Genomic DNA, 17,451 nt, shown 5'->3' with positions numbered 1-17,451 from the left:
TCCCCCGCGGAGCGTCCCCGCGCCGGGCCGGGCGCGCCGGTCTCAGATCTTGGTGGCCGGCGCGGGCGGGGTGATCGCGCGTTTCTTCACCTGCGCCTCGCGCCAGGTCATGTAGCTCACCGCGGCGATGATGATCGCGCCGCCCAGCAGCACGAAGGGATCGGGCCGCTCGTCGAAGAAGGCCCAGCCCGAAAGCGCCGCCCAGACCAGTTGCAGGAAGATCACCGGCTGGGTCACCGTCACCGGGGCGGCGGCGAAGGCGCGGGTCATGCAGTAATGCCCGCCCGTCGCGAAGATCGCCACCGCGCCGAGCCAGAGCACCTCCGAAAGCGAGATCGGCTGCCATTGCCAGAGCGCGACCGGCGCCAGCGCCGCCGTCACCACCAGCGTCATCATCGCGACCACGGTGCTCGCGGGGACGAAATCGGTAAGCCTTTTCGCCGCGAGATAGGCGCCGCCGAAGAAGAGCGCCGCACCCAGCTGGGCGACATGGCCCGGCTCGATCGCGCGCATCCCCGGGCGCAGGATGATCACCGCCCCGATCAGCGCCACGATCACCGCCGAGATCCGCCGCCAGGCCAGCCCCTCGCCGAACAAAAGCGCGCCGCCCACCGTCACCACGATCGGGTTGAGATAGTTGATCGCGGTGACGTCCGCGATCGGCGTGCGCGCCATCGCGAAGAACCACAGCCCCACCGCGAGCGCGTGGAACATGCCGCGCAGGCCGAACAGCGCCCAGACCTTGCCCGGATAGCTGCGGCGCAGGATCCGCACCAGCGCCGGGGCGAAGAAGACGAGCCCCCAGAGAAAGCGCACGAAGGCCGATTGCGCGGCTGGCACCCCCTCGCCGAGAGCATGCACGATGATGTTGACCAGCACGAAGCACAGCGTCGTCGCCAGCATCCACAGGATGCCGATCAGCGGTTTGTCGGGGGGCTCATGCGCGATCATGGGCTCTCTTGGACGCGCAATTCGCGCAAGGATCAAGGGGCGTGATTGTATCCGTTACAGCGCGCCCGCGGCGAGGCGCCAGGCGAGCGATCCCATCAGGAGCGCGATGCCCGCATCGAGCACGCGCCAGGCCTCGGGGCGGGCGAAGAGCGGCGCGAGAAGCCGCGCGCCATAGGCGAGCGCGAAGAAGAACAGGAAGGAGGCGGTGATCGCGCCCGAGGCGAAACCGAACCGCGCGCCGGGAAACTGCGCCGAGACCGCCCCCAGCAGCACCACCGTGTCGAGCCAGACATGGGGGTTGGCCCAGGTGAAGGCGGCGACGGTGGCCAGCACCGCGCGCAGGCTCGGCGCGGCGCCGCGCCCGGCCTCGAGATGCTCGCCGCCCCGGATCGCGGCGATGAGCGAGCGCAGCGCATACCAGCCCAGGAAGGCGACCCCGCCCCAGCGCAGCGCCTCGGGGAGCCAGGGCAGCGCACCGCTCGCCAGTGCGAAGCCCGAGACGCCGAGCGCGATCAGCACCGCATCGGAGAGCGCGCAGAACAGCGCCACCGCGAAGACATGCTCGCGCCGCAGCCCCTGGCGCAGCACGAAGGCGTTCTGCGCGCCGATCGCGACGATCAGGCCGAGGCCGAGTTTCAGTCCTGCGAGAAAGGCCATGATCGTCCCCCCGGGGTTTCGCGGCTTTCTTCTGGCGGGCGGGACGGATAAGTTCAACTTAATTAATCTGATCCTGAATAAGATGAACTTATGCTGGACTATCGCGCGCTCGACGCGCTCGCCACCGTGATCGAAACCGGAAGCTTCGAGGCCGCCGCCGCGCGGCTCGGGGTGACGCAGCCGGCCGTCTCGCAACGCATCCGCGCGCTCGAGGAGCGGATGGGTACGGTGCTGGTGATCCGCGGCGCGCCCTGCCGCGCGACCGAGGACGGGGCGCGGCTGATCCGACACCTGCGCGAGGTGGCGCTGCTGGAGGCCACGCTCGCACCCGCCGAGGCGCCGCCCGTTTTGCGCATCGCGGTCAATGCGGACAGTCTCGCGACCTGGGTGCTGCCGGCGCTGGCGCAGGTGACGGGGATGCGCTTCGATCTGGTGATCGACGATCAGGACCATTCGGCGCACTGGCTGCATCGCGGCGAGGTGGTGGCCGCGATCACCTCCGATCCGGGGCCGGTGGCGGGCTGCGACACGGTCGCGCTCGGGCGGCTGCGCTATGTCGCGACGGCGAGCCCGGATTTCGTCGCGCGCCATTTCCGCGCCGGGCTGAACCGCGAGAGCCTGAGCGACGCGCCGGCGCTGCAATTCAACGCCAAGGACCGTCTGCAGGAGGATTGGGCGGCGATGATCTGCGGCGGGCCGGTGGGCCTCGCGAGCCACCGGATCGCCTCGACCGAGGGTTTCGTCACCGCGACGCTGCTGGGGCTCGGCTGGGGGCTCAATCCCGAGGTGCTGGTGCGCGGACATCTCGCGAGCGGCGCGCTCGAACGCATCGGGCAGGCGCCGATCGACGTGCCGCTGCATTGGCAGAGCCTGCGCCGGCTGAAGGCGCCGCTCGCGCCGCTCAGCCGTGCGATCCGCGCGGCGGCGCGCGAGGTGCTCCTTGGCTGACGGGGCGGGTGACGGGCCCTCTTGACCGTTGCGCAAAAAGGCGTAAATCGCGCGACGCGGGCAGAGGGCCCCGCGCCAGATTTTCCGAAAAAACCGATGATCCCTGTTTCGATGTCGTCCGGCGACCTGATCGCCGATCGTCGTGCCGATTATGCCGAGGCGCTTCTGCCCGAGGACCCGGCGGCGGCCTGCGATCTCTATGCGCAGGCGCTGGAGCTTGTGCCCGGCTGGGCGGCGGGCTGGTGCCGGCTGGGCGAGATCCGGGCCGAAGCGGGGCTCGCGGGCGCGGCGGAGGCTTTCGAGGCCGCGATCATGGCCGATCCGGCCGACCGGCTGGGCGCGAGCCTGCGCCGCGATCTGCTGCGCGAGCGCACGCTGGCCGATGCGATGCCGGCGGCCTTCGTCGAGACACTCTTCGATCAATACGCCTCCGAGTTCGAGACGGCGCTTCTGGACAAGCTCGACTACCGGGCGCCGGAGTTGCTCGCGGGCGGGCTGACGGCGCCTTACGGGCGGGTGCTCGACCTGGGCTGCGGGACCGGGCTGATGGGGGTGGAGTTGCGCGCGGGGGCCGATGAGCTCGAGGGCTGGGACATCTCGGCCGAGATGCTGCGCGAAGCCGAGGCGAAGGGGATCTACGACCGGCTGGAGAAGCGCGATCTCTCGGCGCTCTCCCCCGCGCCCGCGCGATGGGACCTGATCACGGCGGCGGATGTCTTCGCCTATCTGGGCGCGCTCGAGCGGATCGTGGGCTGGGTGGCGCAGGCGCTCGCGCCCGAGGGACGCTTCGCCTTCACCGTCGAGGCGCATGAGGGCGCGGAGGCCTATGTGCTGCGCGAGAGCCGCCGCTATGCCCATTCCGAGCCGCATCTGGCCGCGCTTCTGGCCGAGGCGGGGTTCGAGGCGCATATCACCCGCGCGGTGCTGCGTCAGGACCGGGGCGCGCCGATCTGGGGGCTGGTGGTGCAGGCGCGCAAACCGGCGGGGTCTGCGGACCGGGAGGGCGAGGCTCAGCGCAGCCTCGCGCTCTGAGCCTCAGGCACCGAGCTGCGCGGCCAGATCGCACAGATCGGCGGCGACGAAATCCCAATCCTGTTCCGGGGCGAGATCGGTGTTCTGGCCCGGCCCGTGCTCGTGCGGGCGCAGCACGAAGGCGGTGCGCATCCCGCAGGTGCGCGCGGCGGCCAGATCGTCGTTATGGGCGGCGACCATCACGATCTCGGACGGGTCGAGATCGAGAAGCCGCGCGGAGCCGAGATAGGCCTCGGGATCGGGCTTGTAGGCGCGCACCAGCTCGGCGCCCATGATCGCGTCCCAGGGCAGGCCCGCGCGCTTGGCCATGTCGAGCAGGAGCCGCAGATTGCCGTTCGAGAGCGGCGCGACGATCAGGCGGGCCTTGATCCGGGTCAGCCCCTCGATCGCATCGGGCCAGGGATCGAGCCGGTGCCAGGCGAGATTGAGCGCGTCGAGTTCCTCGGAGGGGAAGATCGCCGGGTCCACGCCGCAGAGCGACAGCGCGGCTTCGAGGTTTTCGCGATGGAGCAGATCGAGCGGCACGAAGGGGCGTCGCCCCGCCCGCACCTCGGCCATCGAGGGCGCGTAGCGCGCGCGCCAGGCATCGGCCATCGCGAAGGGATCAAGGTCGGTGACGCCGTGGCGCTCGAAGAGCGTGGCCACCTCGCGGGCGATGCCGCGGCGCCAATCCACCACCGTCCCGAACGTATCGAAAAGCGCGGCCTGCATCTCTCGGTCCTTCCCGCAATCCCGTCTCCGTTTGTCTCAGAACCGGGACGGGCGCGCAATCGGCTTGGGGTCCCCTCCCCGCCCGGGTGATTGCCAAGCCGGGCACGGCGGCCGATAGTGCCGCACGAAGCCCGGTCGCGACGCGGGGCGCACAGATGAGGACACGCCATGGACCTGCCCGATTTCATCCGGAATTTTCCCGCCCTCGACCTGCCCTTCCCCGAGGATGTGGTTCAGGGCCGTGCGGTCGTGTCCGAGAGCGGGCTCGTGGTCTTTCTCACCTTCCTCGAGGATTTCGATCTGCCGACCCATGCGCATCGCGCGCAATGGGGCACGGTCCTGGAAGGCGAGCTGGAACTGACGATCGGCGACGAGACCCGGATCTATCGGCCCGGCGACAGCTATTCGATCCCCGCGGGCATGCCGCATGGCGCGCGGATCAAGGCCGGGACGAAGGCGATCGACGTCTTCGAGGAGACCGACCGCTATGCGCTGAAAGGGTGAGATCGGGGGTGGGCACTGCCCGCGCTCCCTCCCGCCGATGAAAAAAGGCGCCCCGCGGGGCGCCTTTCGCATTCCGTCCGTCCGGGTCGCTCAGAGCTGAGCCGCGACCTCCTCGGGCACGTCGAAATTGGCGGTGACCGACTGCACGTCGTCATCGTCCTCGAGCGTGTCGATCAGCTTCATCAGCTTCTGCGCGGTCTCGAGATCGACCTCGGTGCGGTTCTGGGGCTTCCAGACCAGCTTGGCCTCATTGGCCTCGCCCAGCTCGGCCTCGAGCGCTTCGGAGACCTCCGAGAGGTCCTCCATCGGGCAGTAGATCCAGTGGCCCTCGTCGTCGCTCTCGACATCCTCGGCGCCGGCTTCGATCGCGGCCATCATCACCGTGTCGGCATCGCCCGCAGAGGCGTCGTAGGTGATCTCGCCGACATGGTCGAACATGAAGCTCACCGAGCCGGTCGTGCCGAGATTGCCGCCATGCTTGGTGAAGGTCGAGCGCACGTTCGACGCGGTGCGGTTGAGGTTGTCGGTCAGCGCCTCGACGATGATCGCGATGCCGTTCGGGCCGTAGCCCTCGTAGCGCATCTCGGTATATTCGTCGCCATCGCCCGCCTGCGATTTCTTGATCGCGCGTTCGATCACGTCCTTGGGCATGGATTGCGACTTGGCGGCCTTGACCGCCAGACGCAGACGCGGGTTCTTCTCGGGATCGGGGTCACCCATCTTCGCAGCGACCGTGATCTCTTTCGAGAGCTTGGAAAACATCTTCGAGCGCGCCGCATCCTGCTTGCCCTTGCGGTGCTGGATATTGGCCCATTTGGAATGGCCTGCCATGGGTATCTCCGTTCGGATATTCGCGAAATCGGGCTCGATATAGAGCGGATCGGGGGGGCGGGGCAAGGCCGCAGCGGTTCAGGGCGTCACGAGCGTCCCGTCGCCCTGGTCGCGCGTGGCGATCGGGCGCGGCGTGCGGAAGCTCCAGCTCCGGCCCGAAGCGTCGCTGAGCACGACGCGCGCATAGGGCTGGAAGAGCCCGCCGATCCCCGGCACGCCCGCCAGATGGCTCGGGCGGAAATCCTCGATCCGGTAGTGGAGCGGGTAGCGGCAATCGCCGAGCGTACCGGTGCCCTGGGCGGCGCTCGCCGAGCAGCGGGTGCCGTCATTGAACGACACCCGCATCACATCGCCGCGAAAGCTCACGTCATCGGGCCAGGAGGGCGCGCGCATCCCGCCCGCACAGGCGGCAAGGACAAGCGGCAGGATCAGGGCGGCACGCATGGGGTGTTACTCCTTCAGAAGGGCCAGACCAGCGGGATCAGGAAACAGGCGGTGAGGCCGGTGACGATATCCATCGGGATCCCGAGACGCAGGAAATCGGTGAATTTGTAGCCGCCCGGACCGTAGACCATCATATGGGTCTGGTAGCCGATCGGCGTGGCGAAGGCGACCGAGGCGGAGAACATCACCGCCACGGCGAAGGGGCGCGGATCGAGCCCGAGCGCGGAGGCGAGCGAGATCGCGATCGGCGTGTAGATCACCGCGACCGCGTTGTTCGACAGCAGTTCGGTCATGATGAGGCCGAGGAAATACACGGCGATCAGCGCCGCCTGCGGGGGCAGGACCTTGAGAAGCGGCGCCACCCCGTCGACGATGAGCTGCACCGAGCCCGATTTCTCGAGCCCGACCCCGACGACGAGCATCGCGAAGATCAGCGCGAGCAGCCGCCCCTCGATGAAGGTGAAGGCCTCGTCGGTGTCGATGCAGCGCAGCACGAGGATCCCCGCCACGGCGACCATCGCGAGGGCGAGGATCGGGGCGACCCCGAGCGCGGCGAGAATGACGACGGCGGCCAGCGCGCCTGCCGCAATCGGCATATGCGTGCGGCGATAGGCGCGGGCCTGGGGTTTCGAGACATCGACGAGATCCATGTCCGCGGCGAGGCGCGCGATATCCTCGGGCGCGCCTTCAAGGAGCAGCGTGTCGCCCACCACCACCACCAGATCGTCGAGCTGGCGGCCGATATTCTGGTTCCGGCGATGGGCTGCGAGCACATAGACGCCGTAGCGGCGGCGCAGGCGCATGTCGCCCAGCCGCTGACCGATCATCCGGCAGCCGGGCGAGATCAGCACCTCGACCGTCTCGGTGCGCACCGAGGACAGCTTGTCCACCATCCGCAGATCGCGGTTCTGCTGCATGCCGAGAAGCTCTTCCATCTCGGAGCGCAGCACGACCCGGTCGCCGGCCATCAGCTCCACCGTTTCGAGGTTGCGCCGCAGCGAGGCGTCGCCGCGCAGCACGTCGACCACGCGGACGCCTTCGCGCTTGAAGACATCGGTCTCGAGCACGGGGATGCCGATCAGGCCCGATTCCTCGGGGATCGCGACCTCGGTGAAATATTTCATCTTCGGACGGTCGCCGAGCAGGAAGGAAAGCGATTGCCGATGCGCCAGCAGGCGCGGCGCGAAGAGCGCCATGAACGCGCCCCCGGTGATGCAGACCGCGAGGCCGATCGGTGCGATCTCGAAGATCGAGAAGGGCTCGATGCCGCGGGCGCGCACCACGCCGTCGACGAGGATGTTGGTCGAGGTGCCGATCAGGGTAATCATGCCGCCCATCACCGTGACGTAGCTCAGCGGCATCAGGAAACGCGACGGCGAGATGTTGAGCTTGCGCGCCACCTGGATGAAGACCGGGATCATCACCGCGACGACGGGCGTGTTGTTCATCACCGCGCTCGCGAACATGGTGATGACGAACATCAGCAGGATGGTGAGTTTCGGGTTCGCGTCGATATGCGACTCCGCGTAGCGCGTCATCGCGTCGAGCGCGCCGGTGCGCACGAGCGCCCCCATGATGAGGAACATGAAGGCGATGGTCCAGGGCGCGGGGTTCGAGAGCACCGCCGCCGCGTCGGGATAGGGAACGAGCCCGAAGACCAGCATCAGCGCGGCCCCGGCGATCGCGGTGACCTCGGGGGGCCAGCGTTCGCGCAGGAACATCGCGAACATCCAGGCCACGACCAGCAGCGCGGCAATCGCCGTGCCGGTCTCGGAAAGGGGCAGTCGGATCATGTCTCGATCTCGCGCAGACGCTTCGGGCCGATACTACAAGGGACGCGCGAACGGGCAAGCGCGCCGTGGCCCGGCTCGGGCGCGGTTTCAGGTCTTTGCCGGGCGCCTCGGCACGGGCGGACGCCGATCGTCAAAGCGGGGATACCTGCGCGAGCCGGCCGCCGACCCGGATCGCCTCGGCGCGCTTGGCCCGGCCGGTGCGGTCGTCGGTCTCGACATAGAACCCGCAAAGCGTGACCTCGCCGCGCGCCGGGCTGAAGCGGTCGCGCGCCATGCCGGTGACGAAGCGGCGCATCGGCTCGGCCTTCTCCATGCCGATGACCGAATTGTAATCGCCGCACATGCCCGCATCCGTCAGGTAGGCGGTGCCTCCCTCGAGGATCTGCGCGTCGCCCGTGGGCACATGGGTATGGGTGCCGACGGCGACCGAGGCGCGCCCGTCGCACCAGTGGCCCAGCGCCATCTTCTCGGAGGTGGCCTCGCAATGGATATCGACGAGCGCCGCCTGCACCGCGCCGCCCAGCGGAAAGCGTTTCAGCTCGGTCTCGATCGCCGAGAAGGGATCGTCGAAGGCGCGTTTCATGAACACGTTGCCCAGCACCTGCGCCACGAGCACCTTGCGTCCGCGCCGGTCCGAGAAGACCCGCGCGCCCTTGCCCGGCGCTTCCTTGGCGTAGTTGACGGGGCGGATGATGCGCGGCTCGGTCTCGATGAAGCGCATCATGTCCTTCTGGTCGAAGGCGTGATCGCCCAGCGTGACCACATCGGCCCCTGCCTCGAGCAGGAGCTTCGCGTGATCGCCGGTCAGGCCCATCCCGCCCGAGGCGTTCTCGCCGTTGACCACGACGAAATCGAGGCCCCAGTCCTCGCGAATTTTCGGCAGGCGGGCGGCGATCGCGGCGCGTGCCGCGCGGCCCATGACATCGCCTAAAAACAATATCTTCATGGCGCATCTAGATAGAGCCCGCACGCGGCGAGGGCAATGGTCGCGATCGCTCCCGCGTGAACGGCGCGTGTGGCCCGTTTTCCGGCCGGTCCCCCGCCCGCTGACCCGCGCGCATGATCTTCATGACGATTTCTCAACCTGCCGGGTCGGTTGCGGGCTTTGCTCGGGCGCGCGGGGGCAATAGATACGGGGGGGTAGCGGCGGACGAACCGGGAGCGTGACATGAGCGACGACGTGCAGGTGATCTTTACCCCCTCGGGCAAGCGCGGCCGGGTGGCGCGCGGCACGCGGGTGCTCGCGGCTGCACGCAAGCTCGGGGTAGATCTGGACTCGGTCTGCGGCGGGCGCGGGATCTGCTCGAAATGCCAGATCGCGCCCTCCTATGGCGATTTTCCCAAGCACGGGCTGCATGTCGAGGCCGATGCGCTCAGCCCGGTGAACGCCGTCGAGGAACGCTACGACCGGGTGCGCGGGCTGAAGCCGGGCCGACGGCTGGGCTGTCAGGCGGAGATCCTGGACGACGTGGTGATCGACGTGCCGCCCGAGAGCCAGGTGCACAAGCAGGTGGTGCGCAAGGCCGCCTCGGAACGGGTGATGGAAATGGATGCGGCCACGCGCCCCGTCTATGTCGAGGTCGAGGAGCCCGACATGCACCGCCCCGAGGGCGATTTCCAGCGCCTCGCGCAGGCGCTCGAGCGGCAATGGCGGATCGCGGGCGCGAAAGCCGATCTGGAATTGCTGCGGGTGTTGCAGCCGGCGTTGCGCAAGGGCGGATGGAAGGTCACCGTCGCGGTGCATGACGCGGGCGACGGGCCGCGGGTGACGGGGATCTGGCCGGGACTGCGCGAGGCGCCGCTCTACGGGCTGGCGATCGACCTCGGCTCGACCACGATCGCGGGGCATCTGGTCGCGCTCGACGACGGGCGGGTGCTGGCGAGCGCAGGCGTGATGAACCCGCAGATCCGCTTTGGCGAGGACCTGATGAGCCGGGTCTCCTATGTGATGATGAACCCCGGCGGCGACCGCGAGATGACCCAGGCCGTCCATTCCGCGATGGGGGATCTGGCGCGCGAACTGGCCGGCGAGGCGGGGATCGAGACCGGCGAGATCGTCGAGGCGGTCGTGGTGTGCAACCCGGTGATGCATCATCTGCTGCTCGGCATCGACCCGGTGGAGTTGGGTCAGGCGCCCTTCGCGCTCGCCACCTCGGACAGCCTCGAGTTTCCCGCCCGCGAGATCGGGATCGAGGCCGCGCCCTCGGCGCGGGTCTATGTGCTGCCGCTGATCGCGGGCCATGTCGGGGCGGACGCCGCCGCGGTGGCGCTCTCGGAGGCGCCGCAGACCCGCGAGGAGTTATCGCTGATCGTCGATGTCGGCACCAATGCCGAGATCATCCTCGGCAATTCGCACCGCGTGCTCGCCTGTTCCTCGCCCACCGGCCCGGCCTTCGAGGGGGCGCAGATCTCCTCGGGCCAGCGCGCCGCGCCCGGGGCCATCGAACGGATCGAGATCGACCCCGAGACCAAGGAGCCGCGCTTCAAGATCATCGGCAACGATCACTGGTCGAACGCGCCCGAATTCGGCGAGCCGCGGATCACCGGCATCTGCGGATCGGGCATCATCGAGGCGGTGGCGGAGATGCGGATGGCGGGGATCGTGGACACGTCGGGTCTGATCGGCTCGGCCGCGCAGGTCGGGACCGAGCGCTGCGTCGCCAATGGGCGCACCCATGAATACGTGATCCATGATGCAAGCCCCGAGGGCCCGCGCATCACCGTCACCCAGGGCGATATCCGCGCGATCCAGCTGGCGAAATCGGCGCTCTATGCCGGGGCGCGGCTGCTGATGGACGAGATGGGCGTGGACCGGGTGGACCGGGTGGTTCTCGCGGGCGCGTTCGGCGCGCATATCAGCCCCAAACACGCGATGGTGCTCGGCATGATCCCCGATGCGCCCCTTTCCGCAGTCACCTCGGCGGGCAACGCGGCCGGGACCGGGGCGCGCATGGCGCTGTGCTCGGTCAAGGCGCGGCGCGAGATCGAATCCCAGGTGCGCCGGATCTCCAAGATCGAGACCGCGATCGAGCCGCGCTTCCAGGAGCATTTCGTGGCCGCGAACGCCCTGCCCCATGCGAGCGATCCCTTCCCCGAATTGCGCAGCGTCGTGACCCTGCCCGAGGTGAGTTTCAATACCGGCGGCGGATCGGGCGAGGGTGGCGGCGGACGCCGACGCCGGCGGCGCGGCTGAGAGGCACGTTCGGGCAAGACGCGCCGCGCTCCCGCGCCCACGCCTCACGAAGTCGTGATCGGCCTCATGTGATCGGATCTCCCCGGTGGCTGCGTAGCCCTTGTGCAACGGCGGATATGGTTCTGCCGTCCATCAGGGAGAGTAGAAAATGCTCAGCAACCTCCGTACCTTCGCCGCCACCGCGGCCGCCGCCGTCACGCTCGGCCTCGCCGGTCCCGCACTGGCCGACGGGCACATGAACCCGACGGTCGGGGGCGCGCCGATGTATGCCGACAAGCCGATCGCGGCGAATGCCTCGGCGGCTCCGAACCTCACCACGCTGGTCGCCGCGGTGAAAGCGGCGGGGCTCGTCGACACGCTCGCCGGCCCAGGCCCGTTCACCGTCTTCGCGCCCACCAATGACGCCTTCGCCAAGCTGCCCGCGGGCACCGTCGACACCCTGCTCAAGCCCGAGAACAAGGACCAGCTGACGAAGATCCTGACCTGCCACGTCGCCGAGGGCGTGATCAGCGCCGAGAACATCATGAAGACCGTCGAGATGGGCAACGGCATGGCCACCATCAAGACGCTGGGCGGCTGTGACCTGACCGCGATGGTGAAGGACGGCATGGTGATGCTGAAAGACCCCAAAGGCGATGTCGCCACCGTCTCCACCGCCGATGTGAAGCAGTCGAACGGCATGGTCCATGTGATCGACACGGTGATGCTGCCGAAGATGTAAGCGGGCCCTTTCCCCCTTGGGGCTTGCGGTCGCGCCCGGTCGGTTCATCCGGCCGGGCGTTTTTTATGCGCGAAGGGGGCTGAGACGGGGCTGGACGTCAGCGAGGGCGGGCGATCGTGTAGAAGCAGCCGGTCCCGATCGGGCTCTCGCTGCCGTCTCCCTCCAGCCGGAAAAGATCGTAACCATGTGCGTGCAGGATCTCCGCCGCGGCCTGCGCATTGGTGTCGGCGATCTCGATATAGAGCACCGGGCGGATCTCCGAGAGCAGGCGCGACGCGCCCTCGAGCGCCACGATCTCCGCGCCTTCCACGTCGATCTTCACCACATCCGGGGCGCGCCAGTTCTCCAGAAGCGCATCCCCGCGCAGCGCCACCACCGAGCGCAGCGCCGCCAGATCGCCCCCCGCGAGCGTCCCCTCGGCCACGAGCCGGTTGCGGGCATGGCCGCGCGCGGAGATCCCGAAGCTGCGGATCCCGTCCCGCGCGTCGATCGCGGCGCACAGCACATCGACCGGCGCATAGGAGGCCCCGAGCCCCGCCGCGGTGCGCGCGATCAGATCGGCATATTTCGGATCCGCCTCGAGCGCGTGGACCCTGCCCCGCGCTCCCGCGCAACCGGCGGCCATGAAGGAGAATATCCCCAGATTGGCGCCGATATCCCAGACCGTCATGCCCGGCCGCACCAGGTTGCGCGCGACCATCTGCAGATCGCGCGCGGCCCCGTTCCAGCCGGGACGAAGGACGCGGCGGTCGGCCCGCGCCGTCACCCGGATCTTCGCGCCCCCGAACTCGGCCGGCAGACGTTTTCCATATTCGAAATCGAGAAGCTCCCTGAACCGCATGCCCTCTCCCTGTCCCGCCCGGACCTTGCCGGGCCGTCTGCACGCCGTTCTGCGGTGCGAGGGAGGGGGTTTCAAGGAGAAAGCCCGCGGCGAAGGCCACTTGACGGGTGCGGGCGGGAGCGATATCTGACGGCGCATCAGGCGGGTATGATGTAATGGTAGCCTGTCAGCTTCCCAAGCTGAACGCGCGGGTTCGATTCCCGCTACCCGCTCCAGTCTCCTCTCTTTCCGGTATCAGCCGATAAACATCGCGCCCGGGGCCGTTCGGTCGCAGGGGGCAAGGCGATGCGCTGCCAGCCGGGTCCGGCCAGATGCTTGATCGCGCCACGATGCGGCGCTCGTTCGTACCGCGTGGGATCCCACCCGAAACCCGCTCATCGCTCGTCTGACGGCGCGCCAGGCTCACCTCCGCCCGCCATCGCAGGCGCGGGTCGCTCGAAAGGCAGCGATGCGATTGCCCCGATCCCGAGCAGCACGAGCAGGAAATTCGCCATCCAGCCAAGCACCGGGATGAAGTTCAGCAGGGCCGCGACCACGAGCCCTGCCGCGAGCGCCGCGAGCTTCAGCCCCATCCCCGGCTCCGCAGCGCCGCCCCTGAGCGCGCGCAACACGCGCAGCGAGACCGCGAAGACGCCGAGCAGGTAGCCCGCCATCCACAGCAGGATGATCGCGAGGAGGATCACGGGCAGAAGCGGCAAGCCGATGATCGTGAGCGCCAGGATCGGCACCAGTCCGATCGCCGCGCTCAGAGCGATCAGCCCCCTGAGCAGCATGATCGCGGGCCGCGCCGCGATGCGGCCATCGAGATCGGCCACCATGCGCGGCGCGAAGGCGAGGAAGATCGCCCCCATCGCGACGAAGAAGACCAGCGTCCTCGCCGCGCCCGCGAGAACCGCGCCCCGGCCGGGCAGCGGCCAGTGCCCGTTCCAGTCCCGCTCGACCATCCGCGCGGCGGCCTCTCCGAGAGGGTGGAAGGTGACGCGATCCTCCGCGATCACCGCGGCGGGAATGGCCAGGGGTTCGCGCGTCGAGTAATGCAGGCGCCCCGCAATCCGTGCCTCCGCGCCGAAACGCAGCGTTCCCGCCGTGAGCCAGACATCGCCCCCGATCGGCGCGTCGAGCGTGACCTCTCCGGCCGAGACGACGAGCGCGCCCTCCACCGGACCGCCGATGGTGACCGCGCCGCCCGAGAGCCGCGCATTGCCGCCGATCCTGGCCGCGCTGTCGGTCGTGACCGAGACCCCCGCGACCGAGAGATCGCCCTGCACGGGGGCCGATATCTTCACATCGCCGCCCGCGGCCATGAGATCCCCGCCGACCGGCCGCGCCACCTCGACCCGCGCGCCGAGAAGATGCGCATCCTGCGTCACAGGCGCCGTCAGACGAACGCTGAACCCGGTGGCAAACAGGTCGCGACCGGCCGTGGACATGACCCTGCTGTCCTCGCCGGCCACGTAAAGATCACCACCGGCCGAAAAGGCCTCCGGATGCGCAACCTGCGGGATGACCGCGAGGAGCAGCGCGACAACCAACTGGATCCGGAACATGGGCACACTCCCTGAACATGTACCCGCACCATCGCACGGAACCCGCCTGCGTCCTTTGACGGCGGTCAATGGGCTGGGCAGTGGAGCGGATCGATCCCGATCGACCAACGAGAACCAGGACGTGAAGGGCTTTCACAAGGAATCTCGGGCGGAGACCGGCGCGGCGGGGGTTTTCCACCCCCGCACCCCCGGAGGATATTTTCGTCAAGAGGAAGAAAGATACGCGCTTCCTCTTGATCCAAATATCCCGGGGGAGCCGCCCCCAGGCGGCGGGGGCAGCGCCCCCTTTTTGCGTGTGAATTTTCGGCATCCGGCGGCGGAGAGGCAGCGCTCCCTCCGGCCTCACCCCTTCGCGCGGACCTTGTGCAGGAGCGGCATCAGCTCACCCATATCGGGCCCGTGATCCATGCCGGTCACGGCCTTTCTGAGCGGCATGAAGAGCCCCTTGCCCTTGCGCCCCGTCGCGTCTTTCACGGCCGCGGTCCAGTCCTTCCAGGCGGTCTCGCCATAGGGCGGCGCGGGCAGCAGCGTCATCGCCTGAGCGATGAACTCGCGATCTTCCTCGGCGATCGCCGGCTCGGCGCCCTCGAGGCACAGATCCGCCCAGCCCTTCAGGTCCTCGAGCTTGTCGATGTTCTGCGAGGCGACCGCCCAGAACCGCTCGCCCTGCTCTGCGGGGATCCCGAGAGCCGCGATCCGGTCCTTCACCGCCGCGTAGGGCAGGTGCTGGTTGCGCGCGCGGGTCAGCGGGATCAGGTCGTTCGCGTCGAACTTCGTGGGGGCCGAGCCGAACTGGCTCAGCTCGAACCCGTCGGCCAGTTCGTCGATGCTCATCTTCAGCTCGATAGGCTGGCTCGAGCCGAGCCGCGCCATCATCGACAAGAGCGCCTCGGGCGCGATGCCCTGCGCGCGCAGGTCGCGGATCGAGAGCGCTCCAAGACGTTTCGACAGCTCCTCGCCCTGCGGGCCGGTCAGCAGCGAATGGTGCGCGAAGTTCGGAACCGTCCCGCCGATCGCCTGGATGATCTGGACCTGGGTCGCGGTATTGGTGACGTGGTCGGCGCCGCGCACGATATCGGTCACGCCCATATCGGTGTCGTCGACCGAGGAGGCGAAGGTGTAGAGCACCTGCCCCGAGGCCTTGATCAGCACCGGATCGGAGACCGAGGCCGCGTCGATCGACAGATCGCCGAGAATGCCGTCGGTCCATTCGATCCGCGCGCGCTCGAGCAGGAAGCGCCAATAGCCTTCCTTGCCCTCGGCCCGCGCCCTGTCCTTGTCCTCGTCCGACATCTCCAGCGCGGCGCGGTCATAGACCGGCGGCTTGCCCATGTTGAGCTGCTTCTTGCGCTTGAGATCCAGCTCGGTCGGGCTTTCGAAACACTCGTAGAGCTTGCCGCGCGCCTTGAGATCCTCGGCCACCTCGGCATAGCGCCCGAGGCGAAGCGACTGGCGTTCCTCGCGGTCCCAGGTGATGCCGAGCCATTCCAGATCCTGCTTCAGCGCGTCGATATATTCCTGCTTCGAGCGCTCCTGATCGGTATCGTCGAGGCGCAGGATGAACTGGCCGCCGGTCTTGCGGGCGATCAGGTGGTTCATCAGGGCGGTGCGCAGGTTTCCGACATGGATGTAGCCGGTGGGCGACGGGGCGAAACGGGTAACGGTTGTCATCGGGCTCTACTCCTGTTGGCGCCTGCTCTTTCACAGAGCGGCCCGTTTGTCCATATGAGGGGGATTGGCACACGGCGCCAAGCGCGGATCGGAGGCAGGCATGGCATCGGAAGACGACTGGCACGACCGGATCGCGCCGGGTCTCGGGGATATCGAGAGCCTGGCCGAAGCGGCCCGCGCCGCCCTGCCCGCCCCCTTCGACAAGGCCGCGAGCGAGATCGCGATCCGGGTCGAGGATTTCGCCTCGCAGGAGATGCTCGCGGCGCTCGGCATCGAGGACCCGTTCGAGCTGACCGGGCTTTACGAGGGCATTCCGCTCACCGAGAAATCGGTGATGGATCCGGGCGGACATACAGATGTGATCTGGCTCTTCCGGCGGCCGATCCTCGACGAGTGGCTTGCCCGCGGCAACGAGGAACTCGGCGCGCTCGTCACCCATGTCTTCGTGCACGAACTGGCCCATCATCTCGGCTGGTCGGATGCGGATATCTCGTCGATCGACCGCTGGTGGGAGTGATCCATCCCGGGCGCCCTGACGTTCTCGTGATGGCCGGAGCGCAGCTCGTGCTAGACTCCGGCACTGGGAGATCGTCAACAGCTACAGGGAGAGACCGATGACGAGGACGACCATGACACGCCGCACAGCGCTCAAGACCGCCGCCATCCTTCCCGCCGCGCCCGCGCTCCTGTCGGGAACCGGAGCCGCGGCCCAGAGCGCCGACGCGCCGCCCGCGATCCCGCCCTACCGCCGGATGAGCCTGGGCGAGATGACCGTGACGACGCTGCTTGCCGGCTCGCGCGCGATGGACAATCCACAAGACATCTTCGGGATGAATGCCAGCCCCGAGGCGTTCCGGAAGGTCTCCGAAGAGGCCTTCATTCCTCATGACAAGTCGCTGAATTTCTTCACCCCCACGCTGATCGAGACGGGCTCGGAGAAGATCCTCTTTGATACCGGACTGTCGCCCGACGGGATCACCGGCGCGCTCGCCGCCGCCGGGCATGCGCCCGAGGAGATCACCACCGTCGTCATCACCCACATGCATGGCGACCATATCGGCGGGCTGATGGGCGAAGGCGGCGCGACTTTCGCGAACGCGAAATACGTCACCGGCCAGACCGAGTTCGATCACTGGGCGCAGGCCGGCAACGACACGTTCGAGGCGAAGGTGCGCCCGCTGGCCGAGAAGTTCGGCTTCCTCAAGGGCGGCGATTCGGTGATCTCGGGGATTTCGGCGGTCGAGGCCTTCGGCCATACGCCGGGCCATATGGCCTTCCTGGTCGAGTCCGGCGGCAAGGGGCTGATGCTCGCTGCCGATACCACCAACCACTATGTCTGGTCGCTCCAGCGCCCCGACTGGGAGGTGAAATACGACACCGACAAGGAAGCCGCCGCAGCGACCCGCAAGACGCTTCTCGGGCAGGTCGCGGCTGACCGGCTCGCCTTCATCGGCTATCACATGCCCTTCCCCGGCGTCGGATATCTCGAGGCGACCGGCGAGGGGTTCCATTTCCACCCGATGAGCTACCAGCTCGATCTCTAATCGGCTCATCGTCGGGGCGGCGTCCGCTCGCGTCGCCCCGCGCATCCGCGGCAGATCCGCATC

17 protein-coding genes and 1 tRNA gene are annotated in these 17,451 nt (G+C 68.4%); 8 read left to right on the top strand and 10 right to left on the bottom strand.

The features are described 5' to 3' along the window. Positions 1-42 precede the first annotated feature (42 nt). Both DW2_RS01705 and DW2_RS01700 read right to left on the bottom strand, forming a co-directional pair. Positions 43-951 carry a DMT family transporter gene (locus DW2_RS01705; RefSeq protein WP_238321226.1) on the bottom strand — a complete coding sequence of 303 codons (909 nt, stop codon included), beginning with the start codon at positions 949-951 and terminating at the stop codon, positions 43-45. A 54-nt stretch (positions 952-1,005) separates the two neighbouring features. Then, positions 1,006-1,608, bottom strand: a complete 603-nt coding sequence (locus DW2_RS01700) for a LysE/ArgO family amino acid transporter (protein ID WP_038142916.1) — start codon at positions 1,606-1,608, stop codon at positions 1,006-1,008. 90 nt (positions 1,609-1,698) lie between these two features. Between DW2_RS01700 and DW2_RS01695 the strand changes: the two genes are divergently transcribed. Beyond that, positions 1,699-2,556, top strand: a complete 858-nt coding sequence (locus DW2_RS01695) for a LysR family transcriptional regulator ArgP (RefSeq protein ID WP_038142914.1) — start codon at positions 1,699-1,701, stop codon at positions 2,554-2,556. 96 nt (positions 2,557-2,652) lie between these two features. After that, positions 2,653-3,588: a class I SAM-dependent DNA methyltransferase gene (locus DW2_RS01690; protein WP_038142912.1), complete on the top strand. Its 936-nt coding sequence runs from the start codon at positions 2,653-2,655 to the stop codon at positions 3,586-3,588. A 3-nt stretch (positions 3,589-3,591) separates the two neighbouring features. On the opposite strand, the gene DW2_RS01685 is transcribed toward DW2_RS01690, so the two are convergent. Then, positions 3,592-4,299, bottom strand: a complete 708-nt coding sequence (locus DW2_RS01685) for a haloacid dehalogenase type II (RefSeq protein WP_038142910.1) — start codon at positions 4,297-4,299, stop codon at positions 3,592-3,594. Positions 4,300-4,467: 168 nt separating this feature from the next. Here DW2_RS01685 and DW2_RS01680 point away from each other — a divergent pair, with 168 nt between their 5' ends. Continuing rightward, positions 4,468-4,803, top strand: coding sequence for a cupin domain-containing protein (locus DW2_RS01680; protein WP_038142908.1), 336 nt, complete (start codon positions 4,468-4,470; stop codon positions 4,801-4,803). Positions 4,804-4,893: 90 nt separating this feature from the next. On the opposite strand, the gene DW2_RS01675 is transcribed toward DW2_RS01680, so the two are convergent. The 4 genes from DW2_RS01675 to DW2_RS01660 form a co-directional block, all read right to left on the bottom strand. Next, entirely contained in the window at positions 4,894-5,634 is a 741-nt protein-coding gene (locus DW2_RS01675) for a YebC/PmpR family DNA-binding transcriptional regulator (RefSeq protein WP_038142904.1), read from the bottom strand. Positions 5,635-5,712: 78 nt separating this feature from the next. Then, positions 5,713-6,078: a hypothetical protein gene (locus DW2_RS01670; RefSeq protein ID WP_038142901.1), complete on the bottom strand. Its 366-nt coding sequence runs from the start codon at positions 6,076-6,078 to the stop codon at positions 5,713-5,715. A gap of 14 nt (positions 6,079-6,092) precedes the next feature. Beyond that, on the bottom strand, positions 6,093-7,871 hold the full coding sequence (locus DW2_RS01665) for an SLC13 family permease (RefSeq protein ID WP_038142900.1): 1,779 nt from the start codon (positions 7,869-7,871) through the stop codon (positions 6,093-6,095). Between the two features lie 130 nt (positions 7,872-8,001). Beyond that, the gene (locus DW2_RS01660) at positions 8,002-8,817 is read right to left on the bottom strand and encodes a TIGR00282 family metallophosphoesterase (RefSeq protein ID WP_038142897.1); all 816 of its coding nucleotides are present in this window, start codon (positions 8,815-8,817) and stop codon (positions 8,002-8,004) included. Positions 8,818-9,039: 222 nt separating this feature from the next. On the opposite strand from DW2_RS01660, the gene DW2_RS01655 reads away from it, so the two are divergent. Both DW2_RS01655 and DW2_RS01650 read left to right on the top strand, forming a co-directional pair. Further along, positions 9,040-11,064, top strand: a complete 2,025-nt coding sequence (locus DW2_RS01655; protein WP_038142894.1) for an ASKHA domain-containing protein — start codon at positions 9,040-9,042, stop codon at positions 11,062-11,064. Positions 11,065-11,212: 148 nt separating this feature from the next. Continuing rightward, positions 11,213-11,785, top strand: a complete 573-nt coding sequence (locus DW2_RS01650) for a fasciclin domain-containing protein (RefSeq protein WP_038142892.1) — start codon at positions 11,213-11,215, stop codon at positions 11,783-11,785. A gap of 97 nt (positions 11,786-11,882) precedes the next feature. Here DW2_RS01650 and DW2_RS01645 read toward each other — a convergent pair whose 3' ends face one another. Continuing rightward, entirely contained in the window at positions 11,883-12,626 is a 744-nt protein-coding gene (locus DW2_RS01645; protein WP_038142890.1) for an FkbM family methyltransferase, read from the bottom strand. Between the two features lie 141 nt (positions 12,627-12,767). Here DW2_RS01645 and DW2_RS01640 point away from each other — a divergent pair. Beyond that, positions 12,768-12,841: transfer RNA gene (locus tag DW2_RS01640), tRNA-Gly, on the top strand. 159 nt (positions 12,842-13,000) lie between these two features. On the opposite strand, the gene DW2_RS01635 is transcribed toward DW2_RS01640, so the two are convergent. Both DW2_RS01635 and gltX read right to left on the bottom strand, forming a co-directional pair. Next, positions 13,001-14,173 carry a DUF8173 domain-containing protein gene (locus tag DW2_RS01635; protein ID WP_038142885.1) on the bottom strand — a complete coding sequence of 391 codons (1,173 nt, stop codon included), beginning with the start codon at positions 14,171-14,173 and terminating at the stop codon, positions 13,001-13,003. A gap of 342 nt (positions 14,174-14,515) precedes the next feature. Next, positions 14,516-15,844, bottom strand: a complete 1,329-nt coding sequence (gltX, locus tag DW2_RS01630) for a glutamate--tRNA ligase (RefSeq protein ID WP_038142883.1) — start codon at positions 15,842-15,844, stop codon at positions 14,516-14,518. A 100-nt stretch (positions 15,845-15,944) separates the two neighbouring features. On the opposite strand from gltX, the gene DW2_RS01625 reads away from it, so the two are divergent. Together DW2_RS01625 and DW2_RS01620 are read left to right on the top strand one after the other, a co-directional pair. Further along, a complete protein-coding gene (locus tag DW2_RS01625; protein ID WP_038142881.1) occupies positions 15,945-16,361 on the top strand; it encodes a metallopeptidase family protein in 417 nt (138 codons plus the stop codon). Positions 16,362-16,458: 97 nt separating this feature from the next. After that, positions 16,459-17,388, top strand: coding sequence for an MBL fold metallo-hydrolase (locus DW2_RS01620; protein ID WP_038142879.1), 930 nt, complete (start codon positions 16,459-16,461; stop codon positions 17,386-17,388). The last annotated feature ends 63 nt before the right edge of the window (positions 17,389-17,451 follow it).

It is taken from the genome of Thioclava atlantica (assembly GCF_000737065.1).
Taxonomy (GTDB): domain Bacteria; phylum Pseudomonadota; class Alphaproteobacteria; order Rhodobacterales; family Rhodobacteraceae; genus Thioclava; species Thioclava atlantica.
This window is presented reverse-complemented; position numbering and strand designations above follow the sequence as displayed.